Consider the following 26,346-nt stretch of genomic DNA (forward strand, 5'->3'; position numbering starts at 1 on the left):
ACTAAACCCCAAAGTACGCGGCTTTGATTTGCGCCTTGTCGACGTCCCCGGGCCGGCCGGTCAGGGACACGCGCCCTTCCTGCAAGCAATAGAAACGGTCGCAGACACTCAGCGCCTGATTAATGTCCTGTTCGACGAGAATCACCGTGGTGCCGTCGGCCTTGATCGAGGGCAGCGCGGCGTAGATGTCCTTGATCGTGGTCGGTGCCAGCCCCAGGCTGATCTCGTCGCACAGCAGCAAGTGCGGGTTGGCCATCAGGCCCCGGCCAATCGCAACCATCTGCTGCTGGCCGCCGGATAGCGCGGTGCCGGGGCGTTTACGCAGCTTTTCCAGAACCGGAAACAATTGATAGATACGGGCCAGCGTCCAGGGGCCCGGGCGTTTGCTGTAGGCGCCGATCTGCAGGTTTTCCTCGACGCTCAGCGATGGAAAAAGCTTTCGACCTTCCGGCACCAGAGCGATGCCGCGCGCTATCACCTGGTTGGCCGCCAGGTCGCCGATGGGCTGGCCTCTGAAGTGGATGGCATTCGGCTGGTTTTTGATCTGCCCCGCCAGCGAGCGCAGGAACGTCGATTTGCCGGCACCGTTGGAGCCGATGATCGCCACGGTTTCGCCCTCATCCAGCGTGAGGCTGATGTCGAACAGTGCTTGAAAGTCGCCATAGCCGGCGCAGAGTCTGTCGATGGACAGCAGGTTTGTCTGGGTCGTCATGTCTCAGTTCCCGATGCCCATGTAAATGTCCTGGACCCGTGGGTCGGCCATGACGCTGCGCGGCTCGCCTTCGGCCAGTTTGGCGCCGAAGTTGATGACCGTCAGGCGGCTGACCACCGCCAGCAAGGCGTGCACGATGTGCTCGATCCAGATGATGGCGACGCCGGCCTTGTGGATGCCCTGGATGGTTTCCACCAGGGCCAGGCATTCCGGCTCGGTCAGGCCACCGGCGATTTCATCGAGCAACAGCAAGCGTGGCCGGGTCGACAAGGCACGGGCCATTTCCAGTCGCTTGCGGTCGAGCAGCGTCAGCGAGCCGGCCAACACGTTGGCCTTGCGCATCAGCCCCGTCAGTTCCAGGGTCTGCGCGCACCATTGGCTGGCCTCCTTGTCGCGCAACCGCGCGCCGAAAGTGGCGCCCACCAGCAGATTCTCGAACACGGTCATTTTCACGAACGGATGCGGGATCTGATGGGAACGGCCGATGCCTTGCTGGCAGCGCTTGAACACCGGCTCGCGGGTGACGTTGCGCCCCTCGAAATGGATGCTGCCGCTGTCCGCCGCCACGCCACCGGCGATCAGGTTGAACAGCGTGCTTTTGCCCGCGCCGTTGGGGCCGATGATGCCCAGGGCCTCGCCGGGTTGCAGGCTCAGGCTCATGGCATCGGTGACTTTCACCGAGCCGTAGCTTTTATGCACATCGTTCAGTAGTAGAAGTGGCTGTTGCATGGAGCACCTGCTTGCTTGAACGCGATCAATACGTAATGGCCTGCATTTCGCCGCCCAACGGGATCGCCGGCGCGGTGGCATTGCTGGTCACGATCAGGTCGTATCTGTTGTCATTGCCCAGGCGCCATTGACCACTGACCAGCGGCGTCTTGGCGACGTTCTTCACAGGTCCCTCGTTCCAGTTGATCGGCCCGACGACGGTGTTGAGATGGGTCTTGAGCAAAGCATCGCGCACGGCCTGCGCGTTGCCGATTTCGTCGGTGCGCTGGAGGATGTCCACCGCCAGTTCGAACAGGGCGTGCACGAACCCCAAGGGTTGCGTCCACTGTTTGCCGGTGGCCTGGGTGAAGCCCTGGGCGAGTTGCCCGGCGCTGGCGCCGGTCAGCGACGAACTGAACGGGTGTGTGGGGCTCCACCAGATTTCGGTCGACAGGTTGTTGCCGGCCTTGCCCAGCGCTTCGACCGCCGTGGGAAACAGCAACGCCTTGCCCACCGACACCGCTTTGGGCTTGAAACCCTGCTGACGGGCCTGGGTCCAGAACGTCGTGAGGTCCGGCGGAATGACCACGCCGGTGACGATCTCGACCTCGGCCTTTTTGAACGCGGCGATCTGCGCGGAGAAATCATCGGTCAGGCTCTGGAAACGACCGGGGTCGACCAGTTGGAAACCCTTTTGCGCCAGCACCGGTGGAAACCCGAGCTTCGAATCGCCCCAGGCATTGCCGTCGCCATCGTTGGGGAACAGTCCGCCGATCACTTTGTCGGTCTGCATGGCGCCCCACATGGAGGTGTAGGTGCCGATCACATCTTCCAGGCCCCAGAAAAAGTGGTAGGTCCACTCAAAGCCCTGATCGGGTTTGCCGCCACGGGTGAAGAACCATGGCTGCCAGGGCGCCACGGTGGAAATGCAGGGCACTTCGTTGATTTCGCATTGGTCGGACACCGGGTTGGTGGTTTCCGGTGTGGACGACACCAGCATCAGATCGACCTGATCCGACAGGATCAGCTCGCTCGCTACCTCCGCCGCACGGTTGGGGTTGGACTGGCTGTCCTTGACAATGACTTCCAGGCGGTACGCCTTGCCAGCCACAGTGATCGAGTTCTTCAGGGTTTGCTTGAGGGAGTCGATGATGTAGTTGTCGGCGGCCGCAAACGGGGCCAGCGGCCCGGTCTGTGGGCTGACGTAGCCGAGCTTGATCACCCGCTCGCTGCCCACGGCGAAGTTGAACGGCAGGCTGGCCAGGGCAATCCCGCCAGCGGCGACACCGGTGCCACGCAGGAAATCACGACGTGAGACGTCGCGGCCAAACAGGTTTTTATCGTTGTTGTCTGTCATTTAAGTACTCCAGTACGGCTACGGGCCGGCAACGTCCGGGCGAACAAGGGCGCAACCTGTGGGTTGAGCCATCACACCGGGTCAGCGAAGTGTCGGGTTAGAAGAAGAAACTGACGTCGAAGGACGCAACCACTTGCGAGTCCTTTTGCCCGTCGGCGTAGGCATCGCGTCCGGGGCCGGAATGGATGTCGTAACGCAGTTCCGGACGCAGGCGCACATTGGGCGTCGGGGTCCAGGCCAGGTTGGTGGTGACGCCGTAGAAACTGCCCCAGGTCGGGTCGGGAATCCCGGTGTTCGGGTCGATGTTGGCCATCATCACGTGCACCGGAGCATCGGTGTAGAACCACTCGGCGCGGCTGTTCCACATCAGGTTTTCGCTGAGTTTGTGATACCAGTTCACATCGGTGCCGTACCAGGTGGCATCGCCTTTATTGGCGAAACCGGCGAAAGCGCCCTGCTCCTGCGTGCCATAGTTCAGCTCCAGTGCCACGCGGTTGTTCGGGTCGAGTACCTGGGACAGGGTCAGGTAAGAAGCCAGTCGCTTGTAGTCGTCATCCTTGGTGCCGGCCGGTATCGGCGAGCCGCAACTGCATTCGGCGAAGCTGTCGCCGGCGCCGTTGCCATAGATGTTTTCCCAGTCGATCCAGGTGCTGAAATCCGCCGAACGCCAGCGTACGTTGGCGATGACATCCGGGTCATGGTTGGGGTCTTGCAGGTTGTTCCAGCCCTGCACCACGCCCAGTTCGAAGCCCAGCATGCTTTCGCCGGGTGCCGATGGCAGTTTGAACGAGTACAGCGCGCCGGCATGCTTGGCCGGGCCGTGCATGAAGGAATAGGTGTGCGAGTAGAAGTCCGTCGGCGCCGGCGACGGCAAGGCGAAGCCGATTTCATTTTCCAGCGGCGTGTGGAAAATCCCGATCATCAGGTTCGAGCCACCGAGCACCGGGAAATAGAAATCGACGAAGGCCTGGGCAATGGTGAATGCGGGGTCTTCAGCCTTGTTGTCGCGGTTGACGCCCAGGTCCTCGTCCCAACCGTAGGTCTTGAAGTAACGCGCATCCTTGCCGTAGAGCGCAGTGACGTTGAACCCCCAGTCCGCTTCTTGCGGCATGGGCCCGGGAAACGGTCCGACACGACCGACCACATTGCTGTTGGGTTTCTTTTCCACGGCCAGGGCGAACTGGTTGAGGTTCACGCCTTCGTCGGTGTTGAAGAAGCTTTGTTTGCTGACGTCATCCGTGCCGTTGTTGTTGTAGATCACACCTGCCTGGCCCCAGCCGTAGATCTTGATGCCGTGTTCACGCTCAAGGCTGTCGCCAAACACACTGCGCACCAGCGAACCCATCGGGTCGTCCGCTGCGCGAGCTACCTGGGGAAACAATACGTCGGCACCCAGAATGGGGGCGAACAGGGTTGCTGCGCAAACCCATGCACGAATACTCATACCTGCCTTCCTTATTTTTATTAGGCGCCAAACCCCAAAAGGGGCGTAAGGCCGAAAGCAAGGTATGACGTCTTGATGAGCCCTGGCTGGAGCTCCACCGGATCGTTGGCCAATCCCGGTGTTCGGCGTAATGGAGGCTACAAGCCCGCCACTACCCCAACAATTCCATTCTCGGCGACTTCAGTGTTTGCGTATTTAGAACAATCCGGGGTCCTGTGGAAGCGAGCCTGCTCGCGAAAGCGGTGGGTCAGTCAACATAGATGTTGAAGCTGATAGCCTTTTCGCGAGCAGGCTCGCTCCCACAGGGGGTTAGGGTTGATCAGGCATTCGCGGTGGCAGGTTGGCGCAGTGGGTAGAGGTGTTCATCGAACTGCGCCAGCTTGGGGAATGCCAGTGGTTGTTCGTCGCTCAGGTGTTGCAGGCGCTGGGTGTAATCCACCAGGAATTGCTGCCGCGCCTCGTCGCTGATGTACGGCACATGCCAGGCCACAAACGGTTCGAGTACGTCGAAACCGACATACGCCAGCGTACCGCGCAGGATCGGTCGCAGCATGTCCTGCAACGGGCCATGGATCGCATCCTCACCAAACATATGCTCGCGGCCACCCAGGGTTACGCTCACCAGCGCCTTCTTGCCGCTCAAGCCACCCTGATCATAGAAACGCTTGCCGCCGTAGCAGATGCCCGACACCAGCACCCGGTCGATCCAGCCCTTGAGCATGGCCGGGGTGGAGAACCAGAAGATCGGGAAGTTGAGGATCAGCAGGTCAGCCCACAGCAGCTTGTCCAACTCACCCTGGATATCCGCCGCCAGCGACTGGCTTTTCACCCCCAGGCGTTGTTCCAGCGCATACACCAGGTACTCGGGATTTTCCCGCTTTGAAAAGTCATCGGCACTGGCCACCGGGTTCCAGTTCATCTGGTACAGGTCGCTGACCTGCACTTCATGGCCTTGGGCTTCGAGGGTGGTCACCGCCTGGTCACGCAACGCCGCGGTGAAGGATTTCGGCTCGGGATGAGCGTGCACGATCAATACTTTCATGGTGGTTCCTTAGACGTTTTCCAGCGTAGGGTTTGAATTCGGTGCCGCGCGACTGGCCAGCAAGCGGTCGAGCCAGTCCGGGTCCATCTGCGGTTCGGAAGAAAACAGCAGCCCGGTGTAATCCTGGTGCGGCGGGGTGAATATCTGGCTGCGCGAGCCGTGGTCCACCACCCTGCCCCGTTGCATCACCAGCACCTCATCGGCAATCGCCCGCACGGTGGCGACGTCGTGGGTGATGAACAGATAGGCCACACCAAGCTGTTGCTGAATGCGGTTGAGCAACTTGAGTACGCCTTCGGCCACCAATTGATCGAGGGCCGAGGTGACTTCGTCGCAAATGATCAGTTGCGGGTCGGCCGCCAGTGCCCGGGCGATACAGATCCGTTGTTTCTGTCCGCCGGACAGCTCACGGGGCTGACGTTCCATGAAGGTCGCCGGGTCCAGCTCGATCATTTCCAACAGTTCGGCCACCCGCGCACGCAGGGCCTTGCCCTTGAGCCCCAGATAGAAGGTCAGCGGCCGGCCGATGATATCGACGATGCGCTGGCGCGGGTTCAACGCCGTATCGGGGATCTGGTAGATCATCTGGATCCGCCGCAATTGCTCCTTGCTGCGCTGACGGAAGTCGGCGGGCAGCGGCTGGCCGTCATACAGCACTTCGCCACAGGTCGGAGGCAGCAGGCCGGTGATCAGCCGCGCCGTGGAACTCTTGCCACTGCCGGACTCGCCAATCACCGCCAGGGTCTGGCCCTTGTAAAGCTTCAATGACACGTCGTGCAGCACCGGCTGGTGACCGTAACTGGCGCAGCTTTTACGCAATTCCAGCAGCGGTATTTCCTCCTGGGGGCAGGCCTTGGGCTCAGTGCGGAAACTGCGCACTGCCCACAGCGACTTGGTGTATTCCTCCTGCGGGTCGCCGAGCATCTGGCGGGTTTCGGCTTCTTCGACCAGTTTGCCGTGGCGCAGCACCATGATGCGGTCGGCCATCTGTGCCACCACCGCCAGGTCGTGGCTGATGTAGATCGCCGCACTGCCGAAGGTCTTCACCGCATCACGAATCGCCGCCAGCACTTCGATCTGGGTGGTGACGTCCAGCGCGGTGGTCGGTTCGTCGAAGATGATCAGGTCCGGGTGACAGGCCATGGCCATCGCCGTCATGACTCGCTGCAACTGGCCGCCGGAAACCTGATGCGGATAACGCTGGCCGATCTGCTCGGGGTTGGGCAGGCGCAGCACCCGGTACAGCTCCACCGCTTCGCGCATGGCCTGATCGCGACTCAGGCCACCGTTCTTCACCGCGGTTTCCACGTGTTGGTCAATCAGCCGATGGGCCGGGTTGAATGAAGCCGCCGCGCTTTGTGCGACGTAGGCAATGCGCAAGCCGCGCAACCGACGCAAGGCTTCGGGTTTGGCCTTGAGCAGGTCGATGCCGTCGAAGTGCACCGAGCCGCCGGTAATCCGGCAGCCGTCTCGGGTATAGCCCATGGCCGACAGGCCGAGGGTCGACTTGCCCGCCCCCGATTCGCCGATCAGCCCAAGCACCTCGCCCCGCTGCAGGGTCAGGTCAATGCCCTTGATCAGCGGGTGCCAGGCGTCTTCGTAATGACCTTCGATGTGCAGATCGCGGATTTCCAGCAAAGGTTTGGAGGTCGTCATGTTCAGCATTCCTTGAGGCCGCTGGATTTGTGCAGCATCCAGTCGACGACGAAATTGACGCTGACGGTGATCAGCGCGACGGCCAACGCGGGCAGCAACGGGCTGATGTCGCCAAAGGTGATCAGTACGGCGTTGTCGCGCACCATGCTGCCCCAGTCGGCGGTGGGCGGTTGAATGCCCAGGCCGAGGAACGACAACGCGCTGATGAACAGGAACACGAAGCAGAAACGCAGGCCGAATTCGGCAATCAGCGGTGCCGCCGCATTGGGCAGCACCTCACGGGTCACCAGCCACCACAGGCCTTCACCGCGCAGACGCGCCGCTTCGACAAAGTCCTGCACCACCACGTTCATGGCCACCGCCCTTGAAAGGCGAAACACCCGGGTCGCGTCCAGCAGCGCGATCACCAGCACCAGCGACGTCGCCGTGGTGCCAACCACACTGAGAATCAACAAGGCGAAGATCAGTTGCGGTATCGCCATCAGGATATCGACGACCCGCGACAGCCCCTGATCGACCCAACCGCCCTTGATCGCCGCGATCAAACCGCTCAGGCCGCCAAGCAGGAATGCCAACACCGTGGTCAGGAAGGCAATGCCCAGGGTGTTGCGCGCGCCGTAGACCAGGCGGCTGAACATGTCGCGCCCCAGGTTATCGGTGCCCAGCAGAAATTGTCCGCCCCAGGGCGCGAAGCCCTCGCCCACCACCTGGGTTTCGCCGAACGGGGCCAATACCGGCGCGAACACAGCCACCAGGATGTACAGCACAATGACCAGCAGCCCGAATTTGGCGCTCAGCGGCGCCCGCAGGAATTGTTTTAAAAGGCTCATGGCTTACCCCTTCGGATGCATCAGGCGTGGATTGCTGGCAATCGACAGCACATCGGCGCTGGTATTGAGCAGGATGTAGGTCGCGGCGAAGATCAGGCTGCAGGCCTGCACCACCGGGATATCGCGCTTGGCCACCGAGTCCACCAGCAACTGGCCGAGGCCTGGATAGACAAACACCACTTCGACCACCACCACACCCACCACCAGATAGGCCAGGTTCAGCGCCACCACGTTGACGATCGGCGCCAGCGCGTTGGGTAAGGCATGACGGAAGATGATCCGCGACTGGCTGATGCCCTTGAGCCGGGCCATTTCGATGTACGGGCTGGCGAGCAGGTTGATCAGGGAAGCGCGGGTCATGCGCATCATCTGCACGATTACCACCAGGCTCAGGGTCGCGACCGGCAGCACCGAGCGCTCCAATACCTCACCCAGAGAGGCGTTCGGCGACAGGTTGGAAATGCTCGGGAACCAGTTGAGTTTGACCGCAAACACCAGGATCAGGATGTAGGCCACGAAAAACTCGGGGAACGACACCGCGCTCAACGCCGAAGTATTGAGCAAACGGTCGAACCAGCTGTTGCGGTACAACGCCGCAAGCATGCCCAGCAACAAGGCCAGCGGTACCGACACCAGCGCCGCCAGCAGCGCCAGGCTGAAGGTATTGCCCAGGCGCGCACCGACCAGATCGGCGATGGGTCGCTGGTTGGCCAGCGACACGCCGAGATCGCCTTGCAACAGATTCCAGATCCAGTGCCCGAAACGGGTCAGCGCCGGCATATCCAGACCCAGTTGCGCCCGATACGCCGCCACGGTTTGCGGCGTGGCGGACTGGCCGAGCATGGCCTGGGCGATATCGCCCGGGAGCATGCCGACCGCGAGAAAAATGATCACTGACACCGCAAACAGCGATAACAGCCCCAGCGCAAGGCGCTGTCCCAACAGCTTGAAAATACTTCTCATCGTGCAGTTCCTTTGAATTGGGGCACGCCTTTGAAGACTGCGAATTACCTGTGGGAGCTAGCCTGCTGGCGATAGCGGGTTGTCGGCCAACATGGATGGCGACTGTGCCGCCACCATCGCTAGCAGGCTAGCTCCCACAGTTGATCTTCATTGTTTGATGGATCGGGGCATTACGCCTGCCACCACCGCTCGATCACCCGCAGTCCATCCAGCTCGCCATAGGGCGCCGTCTGCCCACCGTGCACAACGCGGTTGGAACGCGCCGCCACGGAGCTGGCGAACAGCGGCACGATCGCCCCGCCGTCATCGCGGCACAGCGCCTGCATTTCGTTGTACATCTCGCGACGCAGCGGCTCGTTCATTTCGCCGCGGGCAGCGTTGAGCAGTTGGTTGAAACGCGGGTTGTCCCAATGGGTTTCGTTCCACGCCGCGCCTTTGGCATAACCGATGCTGAACATGCGGTCGGCGGTCAGGCTGCTGTACCAGAACGAGGTGGTGAATGGCTGTTTCATCCAGACATTGGAGAAGAAGCCGTCGGCGGGCTCGCGCACCACATCGATGTCGATCCCGGCCGCACGCGCTTGTTCCTTGAACAGCACCGAGGCGTCGACGGCGCCGGTGTAGGCCGCATCGGAGGCTTGCAGACGGACCTTGAGCGAATCCAGGCCGGCCTTTTTCAAGTGGAAGCGCGACTTGTCCGGATCGTAGGTACGCTGTTCCAGCGCGGTGTTGATGAAGCGGCTGCCGGGCTGGATCGGATGATCGTTACCCACCAGGCCATAACCGTACAGCACCGACGCCAGCAGGGTTTCGCGGTTGATCGCGTGCTTCATCGCCAGGCGCACGTCGTTGTTCTGGAACACCTGGCTGTCGGTGAGCATCGGGAAGGTGTAGTGCTGGGCGCCCTTGGTTTCTTCGATGATCAGGTTCGGGTTGCGCTTGAGCAACGCCACGGTTTTCAGGTCGACCTTGTTGATCACGTCCACCTGCCCGGTGACCAGTGCGTTGACCCGCGCCGCGCCATCAGAGATGGCAATCAGCTCAGCGCTGGCAAAGTGCGCGCGTCCGGCTTTCCAGTAATCCGGGCTGCGTTCCAGGGTCATGCGCACGCCCGGTTCGAAGTCCTTGAGGCGATAGCCGCCGGTGCCGACGCCCGCTTGCCAATCCGGCGTTCCGTCCTTGCCCGGCATGATCACCAGATGGTAATCGGCGACCACGTAAGAGAAATCGGCATTGCCCGAATGCAGCTCGAACACCACGCTGTCGCTGCCATTGGCGCTGACCTTGGCCACATCGCCCAACACGGTCTTGGCCGCCGACGTGGATTTTTCCCCGAGGTGATGCTGGATCGAGGCGACCACATCGTCAGCGGTCAAGGTCTTGCCATTGTGGAAGGTCACGCCCTGGCGCAGTTTGAAGGTCCAGACACGCGCATCCGGGGTCGAGGTCCAGCTTTCGGCCAGTTCCGGAATCGCCGTGCCATCGACCGCGATTTCGGTGAGGGTGTTATAGACCGCCGAGAAGCCGACGAAGGTGAAGGTGTCGCTCCAGGAGCCGGGGTCTTTGGAGTCGGTGGTGCTGCCGCCGGCCAGGCCCAGGCGCAGTACACCACCGGGTTTTGGTGTGGCTTGCTGAGCCATCGCACCCAACGGCAGGCCCATGGAGAACGCCCCGGCCATCGCCGCCGCCGCCGCCGCGGCGCTGTACTTGAGAAAGTCCCGGCGCGCAAAGCTGAATTCATGGTTCGCTTGAGTAATCTTGTTTTTGTTATCGCTCATTGCATTGCCCCTGATAAACGCTAATGAAATACCTGTTCAAAACCACGCAAGGCACCGGGCACAGGCCCGGTGCGTAAGACGTTCAAATTGCCATCGGTCACACCTGGATCGCCTTCACTTCGACGAATTCACCGAGCCCCTCTTCCCCCCATTCACGTCCATTGCCCGATTGTTTGTAGCCCCCGAACGGCGCCTGGTAGTTGAACGCCGCGCCGTTGAGAAAACACTGGCCCGCGCGCAATTGCCGACCCAGTTGCAGCGCGCGCTCGGCGCTGCCGGCCCAGATACCGCTGGACAGGCCGAACGGCGAGTCGTTGGCGATCTGGATGGCTTGCGCCTCATCGGCATAGGGAATCAGGCACAGCACCGGGCCGAAGATTTCTTCACGGGCGATGCGCATTTGGTTGTCGACGTCGGCAAACAACGTCGGGCTGACGTAGTAACCGCGCTCAAAGCCCGGTACCGAGTCACCACCGCACAGCAGGCGTGCGCCTTCCTGTTGGCCGACCTTGATGTAATCGAGCACTGTGCGGCGTTGCCCGGCGGAACACATCGGCCCCAGGAAACTCTGTGGATCGAGCGGATCGCCCATCTTCAGGCTCAGGGTTTCCTCCCGCGCAATCTCCAGTACCTCGGCATAACGGCTGGCCGGCAGCAGCATGCGGGTCAACGCGGTGCAGGTCTGTCCGGAGTTGATCATCACATCCTGCACGCCATAACGCACCGCGGCGGCCAGATCGGCATCTTCGGCAATCAGCAACGGCGACTTGCCGCCCAGTTCCAGGCACACCCGTTTCACCGAAGGCGCCGCCGCTTGCGCAACCCGCACCCCGGCGCCGGTGGAACCAGTGAACGACACCATGTCCACGTCCGGGTGCTTGGCCAGCGCTTCGCCGACTTTCGAACCCGGTCCGCTGACCAGGTTGAACACCCCGGCCGGCAGGCCGATGCCTTCGATCATCTGCGCCAGCAAAAACGCGTGCAATGGGGTTTCCTGGCTCGGCTTGACCACCACGGTGCAACCGGCAGCGAGGGCCGGCGCGAGTTTGCCGATCAACTGGTGCAGCGGGTAATTCCACGGGTTGATGAAGGCACAGACGCCCACTGCTTCGCGGATCACCAGCGAGTTGCCGACTTCACGCACCTCATCCATCAAACCGGCGAGTTCGACGTATTGCTCAAGGCCAATGATCGGCCCGTCCACCTGCACAGAACGACACCATTGCACCGGCATGCCCAGTTCGGTGGTGATCACCCCCGCCATCTCATCGGCACGGGTTTTCAGTTGTTCGGCCAAGGCGCGGATGTACCCGGCGCGGACGCTGGACGGCGTGCGCGACCATGAGGCAAAGGCCTTGCGCGCTGCTGCCACGGCGTTGTCGACATCGCGCTCATCACCCAAAGGCACGCTACCGGCCACTTCTTCGGTGGCCGGGTTGATCACCTCGGCGACGCCCTGGCCCGAAGGCGTTTGCCAGCGCCCATCAATAAACAGTGCCTTGTGGTTAAGCATGTACCTGCGACTCCATCAGTTCTTGAGCACAGCGCGCAATGCGCTGGCAGGCATCGCGCAAGGGCGCGGTCCCCACCACCAGCCCGAGGCGAATATGACCCGCCGCGCTGGGACCAAAGGCTTCGCCGGCCAGCACCGACACGCCATGGCGATCCAACAAGCAATCAGCGAACGCCTGGGCGCTGAGCCCGGTTTCGCGGATGTCGACCATCACGAACATGCCGCCATCGGGTTTCAAGGCGCGTACGCCGGGGCAATCGGCCAGGCTTTCGCAGACCAGATCACGACGCTGGCGATAGGCTTCGCGCATGGCGTCCAGTTCCGGCAGCTGGCTTTCCAGTGCCACCACGGCCGCGTCCTGAATGAAATCCGGCGAACCGTAGAGCATGCACAGTGCGAGGTTTTCCAGGTGCGCGGCCAACGATGGCGGCGACACCACCCAGCCCACGCGCCACCCGGTCATGGCGTGGGATTTCGACAGGCTGTTGAGGGTCGCGGTGCGTTCAGCCATGCCCGGCAGACTCGCCGGGCTGACGTGTTCGCCGTCGAACAGCAGCTCGCTGTAGACCTCATCGGAAATCAGCCACAGGTCATGGGCGATGCACAGTTCGGCCAGGGCTTGCCAGGTGCTGCGCGGCAGGCTCGCCCCTGACGGGTTGTGCGGGCTGTTGAGCGCCAGGGCACGGGTACGCGGGGTGATGCGCGCGGCAACGTCCTCGGGCAGCACGCGGAAACCGTTTTCCGAACGCACGGGCACCGGCACAACGACCGCGCCGCAGGCACCGAACACCGCTTCGTAGGTGACGTACATCGGTTCGGCGACGATCACCTCATCGCCGGGATTGAGCACGCACTGGGCGACGCTGAACAGCGCGCATTGCGCACCGGCCAACACCGTGACTTCGTCCGCTGTCACCCACTGACCGCTGCGTTGCCGGTGGCGCTTGGCGATGGCTTCACGCAAGGCGCGCTTGCCGCGCACCTCGGCGTAGTGGGTATTGCCGGACAACAGGCTGTCGATGGCGCCCTGCACGATGGGTTGCGGCGTGTCGAAATCCGGGTCACCCACCGACAACAGCAGAATGTCCTTGCCCTGCTCCAGCATGGCCAGTGCGCGGTAATGAATATCCCAGGCGGCAGCGCCGTCGCCGGCGATACGTTGAGTCAGATCGGAAAAGCGCATAAAGCCGTCCCCCCATTACAAAGGTGAAAATCAGTGTGCACAGGCATGCTTGAGTTCGATCAGGGTCACACCGTTGCGCTTGAAGCCGTGGCGCAGGTCGGTTTGCAATTCGGCCAGGCTTTGCGGCTGGCTCACGGTGCAACCGAAGGCGCGACCCAGGGCGGCGAAGTCGGGATTGCGCGGCAGTACGCCGATGGGCTCGATGTCCAGGCCGAGCATGTCGTCACGGATCTGCCCCAGCGCGTCGTTATTCCACAGCAACACCACCAGCGGGCTGTCCAGTTCCTCCACCGCCGTCGCCAGTTCCTGTGCGGTGTAGAGGAAGCCGCCGTCGCCCACCAGTACCAGGCCCGGACGTTGCGGCGCGCCGAACTTGGCGCCGATGCCGGCGGGCAAGCCGTAGCCCAAGGTGCCGTAGCCGGTGGGGTGCAACCAGCTGCGGGTTGCCTGGCTGGCAAAGGCGTAGTTGCCGGTGTAGGCCAGTTGGGTCATGTCGGTGCTGATGAAGGCGTCGGCCGGCAGTTCGGCGGCAATGCGCTGCAGAATCGCCTGATGGATCGATTGCAACGGACCATGGCCCGCCTGAATCGCCTCACGCAGTGCCGCGACCTTGGCAATGGCTGCGTCGGCATCACGGATGTCCGGTGACAGGCGTTCCAGCAGAGCCGCCAGCGTCTGTTGCGCATCGCCCTGCAACGCCACGGCACACGGGTAAAAGTCGTTGAACTTGCGCGGATCGATGTCCACCCGCAGCAGTTCGGCATTGAGCGGCAGGCGTTCGCGCCAGAAGTCGGTGTCGGCCATTTCCGTGCCGACCGCCAGCACCACATCGGCCTCGGCGATCAGGTTCCAGCCTGGTTCCACACACAGCGACGAACCGGCATTCAGTGGTGCGTCCGGTGGCAGCAGGCCTTTGCCGGCAACACTGGTGAACAGCGGCGCGGCCAATCGAGTGCTCAGTTCCTGCAATTGCGGCGCGGCATTCAAGGCACCGCCACCGGCGATGATCATCGGCCGTTTGGCGCCTTGCAGTTTCGCGACCGCTTCGTCCAGCACCGTGGCGGCCGGCGTACCGCGACCGGGGCGACGCACCACTTCGTTGCTCCAGTCGCAGGCGACCGGTGCCGACAGCACGTCCAACGGCACCGAAATGTGCACCGGGCGCGGACGTTCGCTGTCGAACACCGCGTAAGCGCGGGCGATCAGTTCGGGCAGGTCCTCGGCGGTCAAGGCCACCGCCGAGAACGCGGTGATTGGCGCGGTCATCGCACGCTGGTCCTGGCACTCGTGCAAGATGCCCCAGCCCTTGCCGAGGCTGGCCGTGTGGTTGACGCTGGAAATCACCAGCATCGGAATCGAATCGGCGTAGGCCTGACCGATGCCGGTGGCGGCGTTGGTCACGCCGGGGCCGGTGATGACGAAGCAGACGCCGGGTTTGCCGCTGACCCGCGCATAGCCGTCGGCCATGAAACTGGCGCCCTGCTCATGCCGCGTTAATACATGGCGAATGCCGCTGCCGGGCAAGCCGCGATACAACTCCAGCGTGTGCACGCCGGGAATGCCGAACACGGTGTCGACGCCGTAGTTGGCCAGCAGACGCACCAGCGCCTGGCCACCGCTCAAGGTTTTGCTTTGCATGTTCAGGTCCTCACGCATGAGCGATGCGAATCAACGCATCGACCGCGGTCGTGCCATCGGCACCGACCAACAATGGATTCACATCGAGTTCCAGCAACTGCGTGGCGTTCTCGCAGGCGTAATCAGCCACGGCGCGGATCGCTGATACCAACGCCTCCAGATCCGCCGCCTGGCGACCGCGAAAGCCTTGCAACAACGGAGCGCTACGCAGGCTTAGCAAGGCCTGGCGAATCGCCCCATCGGTGGTCGGCAGCAACAGGCTGCGACTGTCCTTGAGCAACTCCACCAGAATCCCGCCGGCGCCAATCACCAGGGCCAGGCCGAAATCGTTTTCGCGCTTGATCCCGACAATCAGCTCCGCCAGCGGTGGCTTGGCCATCGGCTCCAGCAGCAGCCGATCGAAAGCCACATCCGGCGCGTACGCCTTGATGCTGGCGCGCATCGTGTCCAGCGCGGCGCTCAGGGCCGCGGGATCCTTGAGGTTCAGTGCCACGGCACCGGCTTCGGTCTTGTGCGGCAGGTGTGCGCTGACGGCCTTGAGTACCAGCGGATAGCCCAGTGCTTCGGCGTCCTTCAGCGCGTTGTCCGGCGTACTCAACACACCGTTGGGCGTCGGCAGGCCAAAGGCACGCAAGGCCTGCTTCGAATCCCATTCGTTGAGCAATTGACCTTCGCCTACCAGCGCTTGCGGGCACAGCGGAACCAGTGCCGATTCACCGAGCGCCAGCAATGCCTGACGCTTGCGCTGGTAACCGGCGATGCGCCCCCACGCGCCCAAGCCGTCTTCGACGCCCTGCAACGCCGCCACGCCTTGTGCATGCAAACGCTCACGGGCGTGAGGCGGCAACAACTCAGGGAAGGCCGACGTGACGAAACCGGTCTTGCCATGACGGACCAGCGCCTTGCAGTACAGGTCCAGCAGCAGGTCGCACTCCTTGCGCTCGCCGGTGAACTGCGCCGGGTAGTCGAGCACCAGCATCGCCGCGTCCGCTTCAGTGCGCAGGGCACTGTCGAGCATGGCGTTCAGTGCCTCGCCGTCGCCCCAGATCGCCGTGGTGAAATCCAGCGGGTTGACCAGGTTGGCGTAGCTCGGCAACACCTGCGCCAATTCACCGACTTGCCCTTCATCGAGCTTGGGCAGACTCAGTTGATTGCGTTCGACGTAGTCGGCAATCAGACCGGCATCGCCACCGGAACAGGCCAGCGCGATCAGGCTATCGCCCGCCGGCAGGTTGCCGCACGCAGCGGCTTTCAGCGTCTCGACGAAACTCACCGGGCCACTGACACGAATCACCCCAAGCCGCGCGAACAGCGCGTCGTACAGCGCATCGGAGCCGGACAGCGAACTGGTGTGACTCAAGGCCAGTTCGGCGCCGATCTGCGATACGCCGGTTTTCAGGGCGATGATCGGAATGCCCTTCTCCAGCGCCTTATGCGCGGCACGGGCGAAGCCCGGTACGTTTTTCAGGCCTTCCAGGTGCAGGCCGATGGCGGTCACCCGTGGTTCATCGAGCAATACGTCCATCAATTCCGCCACGCCCAGTTGCGCCTGATTGCCCACCGATGCCATGTAGGCCACCGGCAGCGAACGATCGCTCATGGACAGGTTGTAGGCGAAGTTACCGCTCTGGGTCAGCACCGCCACGCCCTTCTCCACCGCTTTGCCGCCATGGGCCACCGGCCACAACGCGCAGCTGTGCAGGTAGTCGAGCAGGCCGTAGCAGTTGGGGCCGAGCAACGCCATGTCGCCAGCGGCTTCAAGCAGTTGTTGTTGCAGGGCCTGGCCTTCGGCGCCGGTCTCGGCAAACCCCGAGGCGTAACAGATCGCACCGCCGGTGCCGATGGCGGCCAGTTCGGCGACGCAGGTCAGGGTCAGGTCGCGGTTGGTGGCGATGAACACCGCGTCCGGCCCGCACGGCAAGTCGGCAATGCTGCGCACGCACGGCACGCCTTCAAGGCTGTCGTGCTGCGGGTTGACCAGCCACATCTGCCCCGGGTAGCCGCCGTCGGCGCAACGCTTGAGGGCGCGGGCCATGCTTCGGCCACCGACGAAGGCCACATGGCGCGGCGCGAGCATGCGTTTGAGGTTGTCACGAATGGTTTGCGACATGGGAATTCTCCGGACCGATCAGCGCAACAGCGGCCGCAGCAGCTCGCGGGAAATGATGTGGCGCTGGATTTCCGAAGTGCCTTCCCAGATTCGCTCGATCCGCGCGTTACGCCAGATGCGCTCCACCGGACCTTCGTCCATCAGGCCCATGCCGCCGAAAATCTGCACTGCCTCATCGGCCGCACGCCCCAGCACTTCGCTGGCGAACAGCTTGGCCATGCCGGCCTCGCCATCGGTCATGGTGCCCTGGTCCATCTTCCACGCGGTGTGCAAGGTCAGCAGTTCCGCTGCACGGATTTGCGTGGCCATGTCCGCCAATTTGAACGACACACCTTGGTAGGTGCCGATCGGCTGGCCGAATTGCTTGCGATCCGCCGCCCATTGCAGCGACACGTCCAGCGCCCGTTGGGCCTGACCGACGCAGTTGGCCGCGACCATCACCCGCCCGGCGGTCAGCCAGGCATTGGCAACGTCCCAGCCCTTGCCGACTTCGCCCAGCACCTTGGTGGCCGGCACACGGCAATCGTCAAAGAACATTTCGAAGGTGTGATAGCCACGGTTGCTCACGCACTTGGGGCCACGGCGAATGGTCATGCCGGGGGTGTTGCGGTCGACCAGGAACGAGGTCACGGCGTTGCGCTTCTTGCCGTTTTGCTCGTAAGTGTCGGTGACGGCGAAGACGATGGCGAAATCGGCGTGGCCGGCGTGGCTGATGAAGTGCTTGCTGCCGTTGAGAATGAAGTCGTCACCGTCACGCACGGCGCGGGTCTTGATCGCATTGGCATCGGAGCCGGCGCCCGGTTCGGTGAGAGCGAAACAGTCGATTTTCTCGCCCTGGATGCACGGCAACAGGTAGTCGTTGATCTGCTCGCCCTGGCAGGCCATGAGGATCTTCGATGGCCGCGCCACGAAGACGTGCAGCGCCCAGGATACCTTGGACAGCTCGCGCTCGATCAGCGCCTGGGACAGGTAATCCAGGCCGCCCCCACCCACTTCTTCCGGCATGTTGAAGGCGTAGAAACCGGCGGCAATCGCCTTGCCGCGAATCTGCGCCGCCAGCTCCGGGGAGACTTCGTCGGCACGGTCGACTTCGTCTTCATAGGGCAGCAGTTCCTTGGTAACGAAACTGCGGACCGCGTCCACCAACATTTCTTGTTCTTGGGTCAGTTGGAAATTCATGGTGCTACCTGTTGTTCGTGTGCTGATAGAGGTGTGCCGGGGCTACGTGACAGAACTTAACGACCGATAAAGCGTGGTGGACGTTTTTCCATGGCCGCGCGCAGGGCTTCGTCGCCGTCTTCACTGCGCCCGCACAACAGGCCGGCAGCCAGTTCTGCCTGCAGTTGCTCGGGCAGGCTGCGATCGGCGCCTTCGCGCATGAGTTTTTTGGTCTGGGCAAAGGCAAAGGTGGGGCCGGCGGCCAGGCGTGCCGCGAGCTCACTGGCGACGGTCAGCAACTGATCATCAGCGCAGACATCGCTGACCAGGCCGGCGTCGAGCGCGCGGTCAGCCCCCCACAATTCGTCAAGGAACAGCAGGCGCTTGGCCTGCTCGGCACCGATCAGCCGAGGCAGATGCCAGCTGGCGCCGGCGTCCGGCGAGTAAGCCATGCTGGTGTAGCCGGCCTTGAAGCGCGCCGACTGCGCGGCGATACGCAGGTCGCAGCACAGGGTCAGGTCCATGCCCGCGCCGACGGCGGTGCCATTGATGGCCGCGATGGTCGGTTTCTCAAGGCTGTACAGACGGGTCATCAAGGCATGGGCGGTTTCGGTCCAGCCATAGGTTTCCAGTGCGCCCCGGGCTTGGGCTTCGGCCCATTCTTCAAGATCGGCCCCGGCACAGAAACTGCGCCCACTGCCGGTCAGCACCACCGCACGAACCGCCGGATCGGCGTTGTAGGTGTCGAGCAAGGCATGCAGGTTTTTCAGGGTCGGGATGTCCAGCGCGTTACGCTGGGCGGTGCGATTGAGGGTGATCCAGGCAACGCCTGCTTCGACCTGACTGAGCAGCGAATCGTGGGTAGTCATGCGAGTCCTCGAATTATTGTGATTGGTCTGAGGTGTGGCGACTTGAGGCCATACTAAACGAGTGTTCAGTAAGGCGGCAATTGGTGTTGAAGTAGGCTGTAACAGACCCGAACATCATCTATCTAATTGTTTTATAGAGTTTTTTTATCGATATGGATGTTTAGGCCGATGACTCTGTTACAACTTCGAACAACTGCCGACACGGCACCGCAAAACAACTGTGGGAGCGGGCTTGCTCGCGAAAGCGGAGTGTCAGTTGCCAACAGGGTTGACTGACAGGTCCTCTTCGCGAGCAAGCCCGCTCCCACAGGGGATGAGTTGAATCAGGGAACTACGCGCTCGGCAGGCTCGGTGCCAACACCTGTTCACGCTTGCGATGAATCAGGAAGTACGCGCCATAGCACAGCGCAATAAATCCAAAACCCCAATAAAGCGACGGACGCTGGGTTTCATCCAGTGCCAGAAACACGAACAACGAGCAGCACAACGCGATGCACATCAGCGGCAACACCGGGAACCACGGGGCGCGGTACTTCAGGTCGCTGAGTTTGCCGCCATCGCGCAGGTAGGCCTTGCGGAATTTGTATTGCGCCAGGGCGATGACAATCCAGGTCACCGTGCCGGACATGCCGCTTACTGCCATCAGCACCATGAACAGCGTGTCGGCGGCGACGAAACTGGTCATCAGCGACACCAGGGCAAAGCACAGGGTGATGCTCAAGGCGCGCAACGGCACCCCACGTTTGCTCAGCGGCGAAAGGCTTTTGGGCGCCATGCCGGTTTTCGACATCGCCCACAGGATGCGCGTCGAGGCGTATAGCCCGGAGTTGCCTACCGACAGAATCGCCGTGAGGATCACGAAGTTCATCAGGTCGGCGGCGTACGGAATGCCGACCATGTCGAACACCTGCACGAACGGACTTTCCATCAGGCCCGCCTGCTGCCACGGCACAATGGCCGACAGCACGACAATCGCCAGCACGTAGAAAATCAGCACGCGGAACACCACGTTGCGCACCGCGCGGGGAATGCTTTTTTCCGGCTGATCGGTTTCGCCGGCGGCCACGCCCATGATCTCGCAGCCCTGGAAGGCGTAGACCACGGTCATCATCACCGCAAACACCGCGGACATGCCGTTGGGGAACAGTGAGTCGCCGATCAGATTGCTCATCATCGGTGCCGGAGCGCCGCTGGTCAGCGCAATCGCGCCAAAGATCACCAGCACACCGACGATGATGAAACCGAGAATCGCCGCGACCTTGATCCCCGAAAACCAGTATTCCGCCTCACCGAAAGCGCGGGTCGCCAGGGCATTGAGGCCGAACAGCACCACCACGAACAGCGCTGACCAGTACCAGATCGGCACCTCCGGGAACCAGCGGGTCATCAGCATTCCGGCGGCGGTGAATTCCAGGCCAACCGTGGTCGCCCAGCTCATCCAGTACACCCAGCCGATCATGAAGCCGGTGGCCGGGCCGATGAATTTAGTCGCGTGGGCCTGGAACGAACCGGATACCGGCATCTGCACCGACAGTTCGCCCAGGCAGACCATCACCAGGTACATCAGGAAACCGGCAACGAGGTAGGCCAGAATTGCCCCTACCGGGCCGCCCTGGTTGATGATCACGCCGGAGCCCATAAACAGTCCGGTGCCGATCACGCCCCCCAGGGACAGCATGAAAATGTGCCGGCTTTTCAGGGCGCGGGTCAGTTGGATGCCTTTGCGTTCGATGTTTTCGCTCATGTCCGGCCCCTCAGCAGTCAGTGAGGGGCGCGGCGCATGACAGGCGGTCATGGCTCGGGGAAGGATCAGCTTTACGGCAATTCATTATTATTATCTCCAATAAGCTTCGAAGACCGCGCTGCGGCGGTTGCGTCGATTATTGGAAAGCCATGTAAGGCCCTGTTGTACGTAAAGATCAAAGATGTAAAAAGTAGTAACAACCTTGTACATCAGCTCTGCAACAGGTGTTCCAGGGTTTGCAGCGACCGTTGGATATGCGCTTGAACCGAAGGTAACAACCTGCGCAGTTGCGCTTCATCATTGCCCAGCGCCGCTGTTTCCAGCCTTCGCAAGACCGAGGCCAGACCACGAAACCCCAGCGAATCGCTGCTGCCGGCCAGGCGGTGCGACAGTTGCGCAACTTCCGTGCAATCGTCGGCTTCAATGGCTTCGTCCAGCGCGCCACGGTGCTGAAGGATCGAATTGCGCAGCACCAGCAGCAGGCCCTGGACCTTTTGCTCGCCGAGCAAGGTGCGATGGGTTTGCAGCAGCGGCCAATCCATCGTTTCGTCATCAGACGCGGATTCGGCAACCGTTGCCTGCCCCGCCAGCACCTGGCGCAAATTCTCCAGTTTCAGCGGTTTGGACAGAATGCCATCCATGCCGGCATCGAGGTATCCGCGCACCAACGCCGGTTGCACGCTGGCGGTCAGGGCGAAAATACGGGTCTGGCGATTTGGTCCATCAATGCTGCGCAGCCGGGCACACAGTTCGACGCCGCTCATCCCCGGCAGATGCACATCCAGCAGAATCAGATCGAACGTCCTCCCGGCGCATTGCACCAGTGCCTGCTCGGCATCGACGGCAAGCCACACCCGATGGCCGTCCCGCAGCAACAGACCTTCGGCCACTTCGCGATTGAGCGCCACATCTTCGACCACCAGAATGTCCAGCGCCGGACCCGCCCCCAGTAGCGGCGTCAGGCCGATGACTTCGCTGGCCGGTTGCAAGGTCAGTTCGAACCAGAAACAGCTGCCGCGCCCGACTTCACTGCTGACGCCGATGCAGCCGCCCATGTGTTCCACCAGATGTTTGCAGATAGCCAACCCCAATCCGGTGCCGCCAAAGCGCTGCGCCACTTCCTCGCTGGCCTGGGTGAAACGCTCGAAAATCTTCGCCTGCATCGCCGGGGCAATGCCAATGCCGTTGTCGGTGACACTGACCCGCAGGCGCTGGCCGCTCTGCTCGTCAGGCTGCGCGATCAACGCTACCTCGACACTGACCTCGCCGCCTTCGGTGAACTTGATCGCATTGGCCAGCAAATTGCTCAGCACCTGTCGCAGGAACTGCTCGGCGCCGTGGTGGTGATCGGCCACCCGCTGATCGACCCGGCAATGCAGGATCGAGTCGTTGTCCAACGCCTTGGGCTCCAGCAGGGTCAGCACTTGGTCGAGCAACTGGCGAATCGAGAAGTCCACCGGCTCGGGCAGGCTCGCGCCCTCCTCCAACCTGGCGAAAAACAACACCTCATTGAGGATCGCCAGCAACCCCTCTCCGGCCTTGTGCAAGGCATCCAGACGCTTGCTGTCCTGCGGTTCCAGCCCGGCGCCGCGCAGCAATTCAGCCATACCGAGAATGCCATTGAGCGGCGTGCGCAGTTCGTGGCTCATGGTCGCCAGAAACCTCGATTTGGCCTGGTTGGCCGCTTCGGCTTCGTCCTTGGCGCGCATCAGGCTGGCGGTGCGCCGCTCGACCCTGCGCTGCAGTTCATCGCGATTGTCCTGCAAGGCCAGGCGATCGGTTTCCCGGCGCTCGATGTCACTGAGGATCGCCCGACGCATGTCATCCAGCGCATGAGCCACGCTGTCGATTTCGTCTTCTTGCGCGCGGCGTCGCTTGTCCAGGCGCAGCGGCTCCTGCCATTCGCCCGCCGCAATACGCCGGGCAAACCCGGCCATGACTTGCAGGTGCCGGGTGACCAGGCGATAGAACAACCCGGACAGCGCCACCGCCAAACCGCAAAGAAACGCGCCCATCCACAACAGGCTGGTCAGCCCGGTGGCATACAGGCGCTGATACACCGCGCCCAGGTCGGTGCTGACTTCCAGCTCGCCGAGTTGGCGCAACGGGCCGGACGGCGGTTGATAGTCCAGGGCAAACCGCTCGATGCGCAACGGTCCGATCGGGTCCGGGCTCTCATGCAGCAAGTCATAATCGGGACTGGTCAGGTGCACCCGCGCGACGTCGGAAAAGTCCACCAGACCGCGCAACTGCACGTTCAACTGTTCCTGGTTCAGATCCCACAAGCTGCGCTCCAGGCTTGCCAGATAGCCGGCGCGGATCAGCGCCATGCGCGAATCGATCTCTCGCATTTCACGGCGGTATTCGATGTACAGCTGCACGCTGCTGGCCAGCACGGTGAAGCACAGGCTGAACAACAGTATGAACAGCAACAGACGCCGCAGAAGCCCACCGGGACGAGCGCGTATCATGGTGCGCCCGCCGGCAGGTTGATCATGTCACGGTAGGTCACTTCGCTCTCATTGAGCAGGCGTTCGATATCGCCGGCCTCCACCATGCGTTGCAGCTGGGCGTTGATGTCGGGCATGCGATTGGCCAGCGGCGAACGGCGCGAAACCGCCACCCGCAAGTAATCCACGCTCAGAGCATTGGGCAAAGCGATGATGTCTTGTCCGCCAGGGAGGTTCTCCACGTACAACTGACCGGTACGGCGTTCCTGAGTGATGAAGTCGATGCGCCCGCGAATCAGCTTGCCGAAGTTCTGGTGGCTGCCTGCGACCCATTCGATGTTGTTGTTTTGCGCGACCATGCGATCGAACGCCACGCCGTAGCTTTCACCGAACAGCAAGCCGCCACGGTAGTTGGCCAGGTCCTGCAACCGTTCGAACTTCACCGGGTGCCGGCGATTGATGAACAACGCCACTTCTTCGCGCAGCACAGGCACCGTGGAAAACAGCATGTTTTGTTCCCGTTGTGCGGAGCTGTAGGCCAGCACCACGTCGACCCGGCCTTCGGCGGCGTCGAGCAGGCAACGCTTCCAGTTACCCAGCACCACGATCTCGACCTCGTAGCCCAGTTCGCCGAACAGCTTTTTCACCACGCTCGGCGCTAGGCCACGCACCTGTTTGCCGTCGCTCCAGGAGATCGGCGGGTACACCGGATAATCGCAGTACCGCACCTTGTCCGCCGCCTGCGTGGTGCCCGACAGCAGCACCAGTAGCCAGAGCAGTCGCGCTACAACCATCACGCGGCCAGGCTGGCCGTGAACAGGTAGCCGGCACCGTGGATGGTGATGATCAGCTGCGGTTCGGCGGGATCGTCGTGCAACTTGCGGCGCAAACGGCCCACCAGCACATCGATGGAGCGGTCGTTGGGCACCCATTCGCGGTTACGGATCTGGTCCATCAACTGATCGCGGCTCAGGGTGTGGCCGCTGTTGCGCAGGAACACGCTGAGCAACTGGTATTCGCCGTGGGTCAGCAGGGTTTCACAGCCGGACGGGTCGATCAGGCGACGGCGGTCGGTGTCCAGCGCCCAATCGGCGAACTGTTTGACCGGTTTGGATACGGTCGCCACCGGTTGCGGAATCTGCGCGTGCCGAACCCGGCGAATCAGGTTTTTCGCACGGGACACCAGTTCCCGTGGATTAAGGGGTTTGATCACGTAGTCATCGGCGCCACATTCGAGGCCGACGATGCGGTCGATTTCATCGTTGCGCCCCGTGATCAGGATAATCCCGACTTCCGAACGCACCCGCAGTTCGCGGGTCAGGGTCAGGCCGTCCTTGCCGGGCAAGCGGATATCGAGCATGACCAGGTCGACGGTCTGGCTGGCCAGGAAGGTCTCGGCCAGTTCCGCCGTGGCGGCGCAATGAACGTCATAACCTTCCTGGGAAAGATAGGCCTGCAACAGTTCGCGAATCAGCGGATCGTCATCGACGATCAGTACCCGAGGCGTCATTACGTGGTGTCCTGCACAGGGCCCGAAGGCCTATTTCTTATTAGAGTGTTTTGTTGCATCAGCGCCTGAGAGTAGCCACTGCTGAACGGGCGATCAACAGCTGCTCGTCTGCACCTGGCGCTACTTGATTGAAAATCGCTGGCGCCCACCTGCCTGCAAACCGTCGACCCAGGCCTCGCAAATCTGGATGCCCTGCTCCGGGGTAAAGGTGCCGGGGTTCAGACCCAACTCCAGCCACAGGCCATCGAGCAAGGCGCTGAGACTGATTGCAGCGAGATCGGCGTCGAACTGTTCCCAACCTTCTTCCTGTGCCAGCTCCATCAGTACCTTGCTCAGGATGGCGCGGTACTCGCCATAGGAATGATCGTGAGCCTGGTTGATCGCCTCGGCGGTTTTCACCGCGCCCCAGAACGCCAGCCAGGCATCGATCAACTGTGGGTCGAGCAATTCGGCGGAAAACGAACCACGGAAAAACGCCGACAAACGCTCACGGGCATTGGGTGCCGCCTGTTGCATGGCGTCGCGCAGCAGGGTCATGACCCGTCCGGTGATCGCCATGTAGGCCTCGGCCACCAGTGCGTCCTTGCCGGAATAGTGATGACTGATCAGGCCCACCGACACACCCGCCTCAGCGGAAATCTTGCGGATCGAAGCGCCCTGGAAACCGTGGCGCTTGAGACACACCAGCGTCGCCTCGATCAGATTGGCCTTGCGCAACTCCGGTTCCATGCGGGAAAAACGGGCTTCCTGATTCATGGCGACATGCTCCTGGATTCAATCGAAGGGGCCCGCGTTTTGCTGGCGAGCTGAACGACTGTACAGCAAGACCATGCGCGCCTGAAAGACTGCTCGCGAAGACGTCAACCCATTCAATACAGGATCTGGATCAGTCCCGATACCCCGGCGCCACCCGATCCAGCAACCTCAACATCGCCGCCCAGGCCAATTGCATGGCGTCCGGATCACTCAACTCCCCTTCATCCAGCGGCCGCCCCGGATCATTGAACTGTCGCTCCGTGTGTTCGCACACCTGCGCCGGTGGCAGCACCAGTTCCCCGGCAGCTTGCGCGGCCAGCTGAATTTCACAGGCCTTTTCCAGGTAATACATGCGCAAGAACGCCTGGCTGACGGTCTCGCCCACGGTCAGCAAGCCATGGTTTCGCAGCATCAACACCGGCTTGTCGCCCATGTCCGCCACCAGCCGCTGTTGTTCGCTCATGTCCAGCGCCACGCCTTCATAGTCGTGGTAAGCCACCTTGCCGTAGAACTCCATGGAAATCTGATTCACCGGCAACAACCCGCACTTCAATGCGGCGACTGCGCAGCCGGATTTGGTGTGGGTGTGCAGCACGCATTGGGCGTCTTCACGGGCGCCGTGAATCGCACTGTGAATCACGAAACCAGCAGGATTGACCGGATATGGCGACGGCTCGACCGCCCGGCCATTCAGATCGATCTTCACCAGATTGGAAGCGGTGATCTCATCGAACATCAATCCATACGGGTTGATCAGGAAGTGATGCTCAGGCCCCGGCAGGCGCACCGAGATGTGGGTGAAGATCAGATCGGTCATGCGAAAATGCGCAATCAGGCGATAACAGGCGGCCAGTTCTTCGCGCAGACGCTGTTCAGTGGTGCTGCGCACAGGCTCGGCAGTCAGGTCATTCATTGTTGTAGTTCT

The 26,346-nt window shown here is 62.1% G+C and carries 21 protein-coding genes; all 21 read right to left on the reverse strand.

All coding sequences use genetic code 11. The features are described 5' to 3' along the window. Position 1: 1 nt before the first annotated feature. Positions 2-694 (reverse strand): ABC transporter ATP-binding protein, encoded by a 693-nt coding sequence (locus tag AC07ZE_RS15360; RefSeq protein ID WP_207267823.1) that lies wholly within the window; start codon positions 692-694, stop codon positions 2-4. A 21-nt stretch (positions 695-715) separates the two neighbouring features. Further along, positions 716-1,441, reverse strand: a complete 726-nt coding sequence (locus tag AC07ZE_RS15365; protein WP_207265560.1) for an ABC transporter ATP-binding protein — start codon at positions 1,439-1,441, stop codon at positions 716-718. 25 nt (positions 1,442-1,466) lie between these two features. Next, positions 1,467-2,777 carry an ABC transporter substrate-binding protein gene (locus AC07ZE_RS15370; protein WP_207265561.1) on the reverse strand — a complete coding sequence of 437 codons (1,311 nt, stop codon included), beginning with the start codon at positions 2,775-2,777 and terminating at the stop codon, positions 1,467-1,469. A 97-nt stretch (positions 2,778-2,874) separates the two neighbouring features. Then, positions 2,875-4,221: an outer membrane beta-barrel protein gene (locus tag AC07ZE_RS15375; RefSeq protein ID WP_207265562.1), complete on the reverse strand. Its 1,347-nt coding sequence runs from the start codon at positions 4,219-4,221 to the stop codon at positions 2,875-2,877. Positions 4,222-4,540: 319 nt separating this feature from the next. Beyond that, entirely contained in the window at positions 4,541-5,263 is a 723-nt protein-coding gene (locus AC07ZE_RS15380; protein WP_207265563.1) for an NAD(P)H-dependent oxidoreductase, read from the reverse strand. 9 nt (positions 5,264-5,272) lie between these two features. Next, positions 5,273-6,919 carry an ABC transporter ATP-binding protein gene (locus tag AC07ZE_RS15385; RefSeq protein ID WP_207265564.1) on the reverse strand — a complete coding sequence of 549 codons (1,647 nt, stop codon included), beginning with the start codon at positions 6,917-6,919 and terminating at the stop codon, positions 5,273-5,275. A 2-nt stretch (positions 6,920-6,921) separates the two neighbouring features. Next, complete coding sequence (locus AC07ZE_RS15390) at positions 6,922-7,749, reverse strand: ABC transporter permease (RefSeq protein WP_207265565.1); 828 nt, start codon at positions 7,747-7,749, stop codon at positions 6,922-6,924. 3 nt (positions 7,750-7,752) lie between these two features. Further along, a complete protein-coding gene (locus tag AC07ZE_RS15395; RefSeq protein WP_207265566.1) occupies positions 7,753-8,712 on the reverse strand; it encodes an ABC transporter permease in 960 nt (319 codons plus the stop codon). Between the two features lie 170 nt (positions 8,713-8,882). After that, complete coding sequence (locus AC07ZE_RS15400) at positions 8,883-10,490, reverse strand: ABC transporter substrate-binding protein (RefSeq protein ID WP_207265567.1); 1,608 nt, start codon at positions 10,488-10,490, stop codon at positions 8,883-8,885. A 97-nt stretch (positions 10,491-10,587) separates the two neighbouring features. After that, entirely contained in the window at positions 10,588-12,003 is a 1,416-nt protein-coding gene (locus AC07ZE_RS15405) for an aldehyde dehydrogenase family protein (RefSeq protein ID WP_207265568.1), read from the reverse strand. Beyond that, the gene (locus AC07ZE_RS15410) at positions 11,996-13,186 is read right to left on the reverse strand and encodes a pyridoxal phosphate-dependent aminotransferase (protein ID WP_207265569.1); all 1,191 of its coding nucleotides are present in this window, start codon (positions 13,184-13,186) and stop codon (positions 11,996-11,998) included. The genes AC07ZE_RS15405 and AC07ZE_RS15410 overlap by 8 nt, the downstream gene beginning before the upstream one ends. A gap of 30 nt (positions 13,187-13,216) precedes the next feature. After that, the gene (locus AC07ZE_RS15415; protein WP_207265570.1) at positions 13,217-14,824 is read right to left on the reverse strand and encodes a 5-guanidino-2-oxopentanoate decarboxylase; all 1,608 of its coding nucleotides are present in this window, start codon (positions 14,822-14,824) and stop codon (positions 13,217-13,219) included. A gap of 10 nt (positions 14,825-14,834) precedes the next feature. Next, positions 14,835-16,934 (reverse strand): acetate--CoA ligase family protein, encoded by a 2,100-nt coding sequence (locus AC07ZE_RS15420; protein WP_207265571.1) that lies wholly within the window; start codon positions 16,932-16,934, stop codon positions 14,835-14,837. An 18-nt stretch (positions 16,935-16,952) separates the two neighbouring features. Further along, positions 16,953-18,113: an acyl-CoA dehydrogenase family protein gene (locus AC07ZE_RS15425; RefSeq protein ID WP_207265572.1), complete on the reverse strand. Its 1,161-nt coding sequence runs from the start codon at positions 18,111-18,113 to the stop codon at positions 16,953-16,955. 56 nt (positions 18,114-18,169) lie between these two features. Beyond that, on the reverse strand, positions 18,170-18,961 hold the full coding sequence (locus AC07ZE_RS15430) for an enoyl-CoA hydratase/isomerase family protein (protein ID WP_207265573.1): 792 nt from the start codon (positions 18,959-18,961) through the stop codon (positions 18,170-18,172). A gap of 331 nt (positions 18,962-19,292) precedes the next feature. Continuing rightward, on the reverse strand, positions 19,293-20,705 hold the full coding sequence (locus AC07ZE_RS15435; RefSeq protein WP_207265574.1) for an amino acid permease: 1,413 nt from the start codon (positions 20,703-20,705) through the stop codon (positions 19,293-19,295). Between the two features lie 209 nt (positions 20,706-20,914). Continuing rightward, positions 20,915-23,176 (reverse strand): ATP-binding protein, encoded by a 2,262-nt coding sequence (locus AC07ZE_RS15440; RefSeq protein WP_207265575.1) that lies wholly within the window; start codon positions 23,174-23,176, stop codon positions 20,915-20,917. Beyond that, a complete protein-coding gene (locus AC07ZE_RS15445; RefSeq protein WP_207265576.1) occupies positions 23,173-23,949 on the reverse strand; it encodes a substrate-binding periplasmic protein in 777 nt (258 codons plus the stop codon). The genes AC07ZE_RS15440 and AC07ZE_RS15445 overlap by 4 nt, the downstream gene beginning before the upstream one ends. Continuing rightward, the gene (locus tag AC07ZE_RS15450; protein WP_207265577.1) at positions 23,949-24,665 is read right to left on the reverse strand and encodes a response regulator; all 717 of its coding nucleotides are present in this window, start codon (positions 24,663-24,665) and stop codon (positions 23,949-23,951) included. The genes AC07ZE_RS15445 and AC07ZE_RS15450 overlap by 1 nt, the downstream gene beginning before the upstream one ends. Positions 24,666-24,785: 120 nt before the next feature. Beyond that, the gene (locus AC07ZE_RS15455) at positions 24,786-25,421 is read right to left on the reverse strand and encodes a TetR family transcriptional regulator C-terminal domain-containing protein (RefSeq protein WP_207265578.1); all 636 of its coding nucleotides are present in this window, start codon (positions 25,419-25,421) and stop codon (positions 24,786-24,788) included. Between the two features lie 130 nt (positions 25,422-25,551). Beyond that, positions 25,552-26,334, reverse strand: a complete 783-nt coding sequence (locus AC07ZE_RS15460; protein ID WP_207265579.1) for a class II aldolase/adducin family protein — start codon at positions 26,332-26,334, stop codon at positions 25,552-25,554. Between the last annotated feature and the right edge of the window lie 12 nt (positions 26,335-26,346).

It is taken from the genome of Pseudomonas sp. GW101-3H06 (assembly GCF_059424605.1).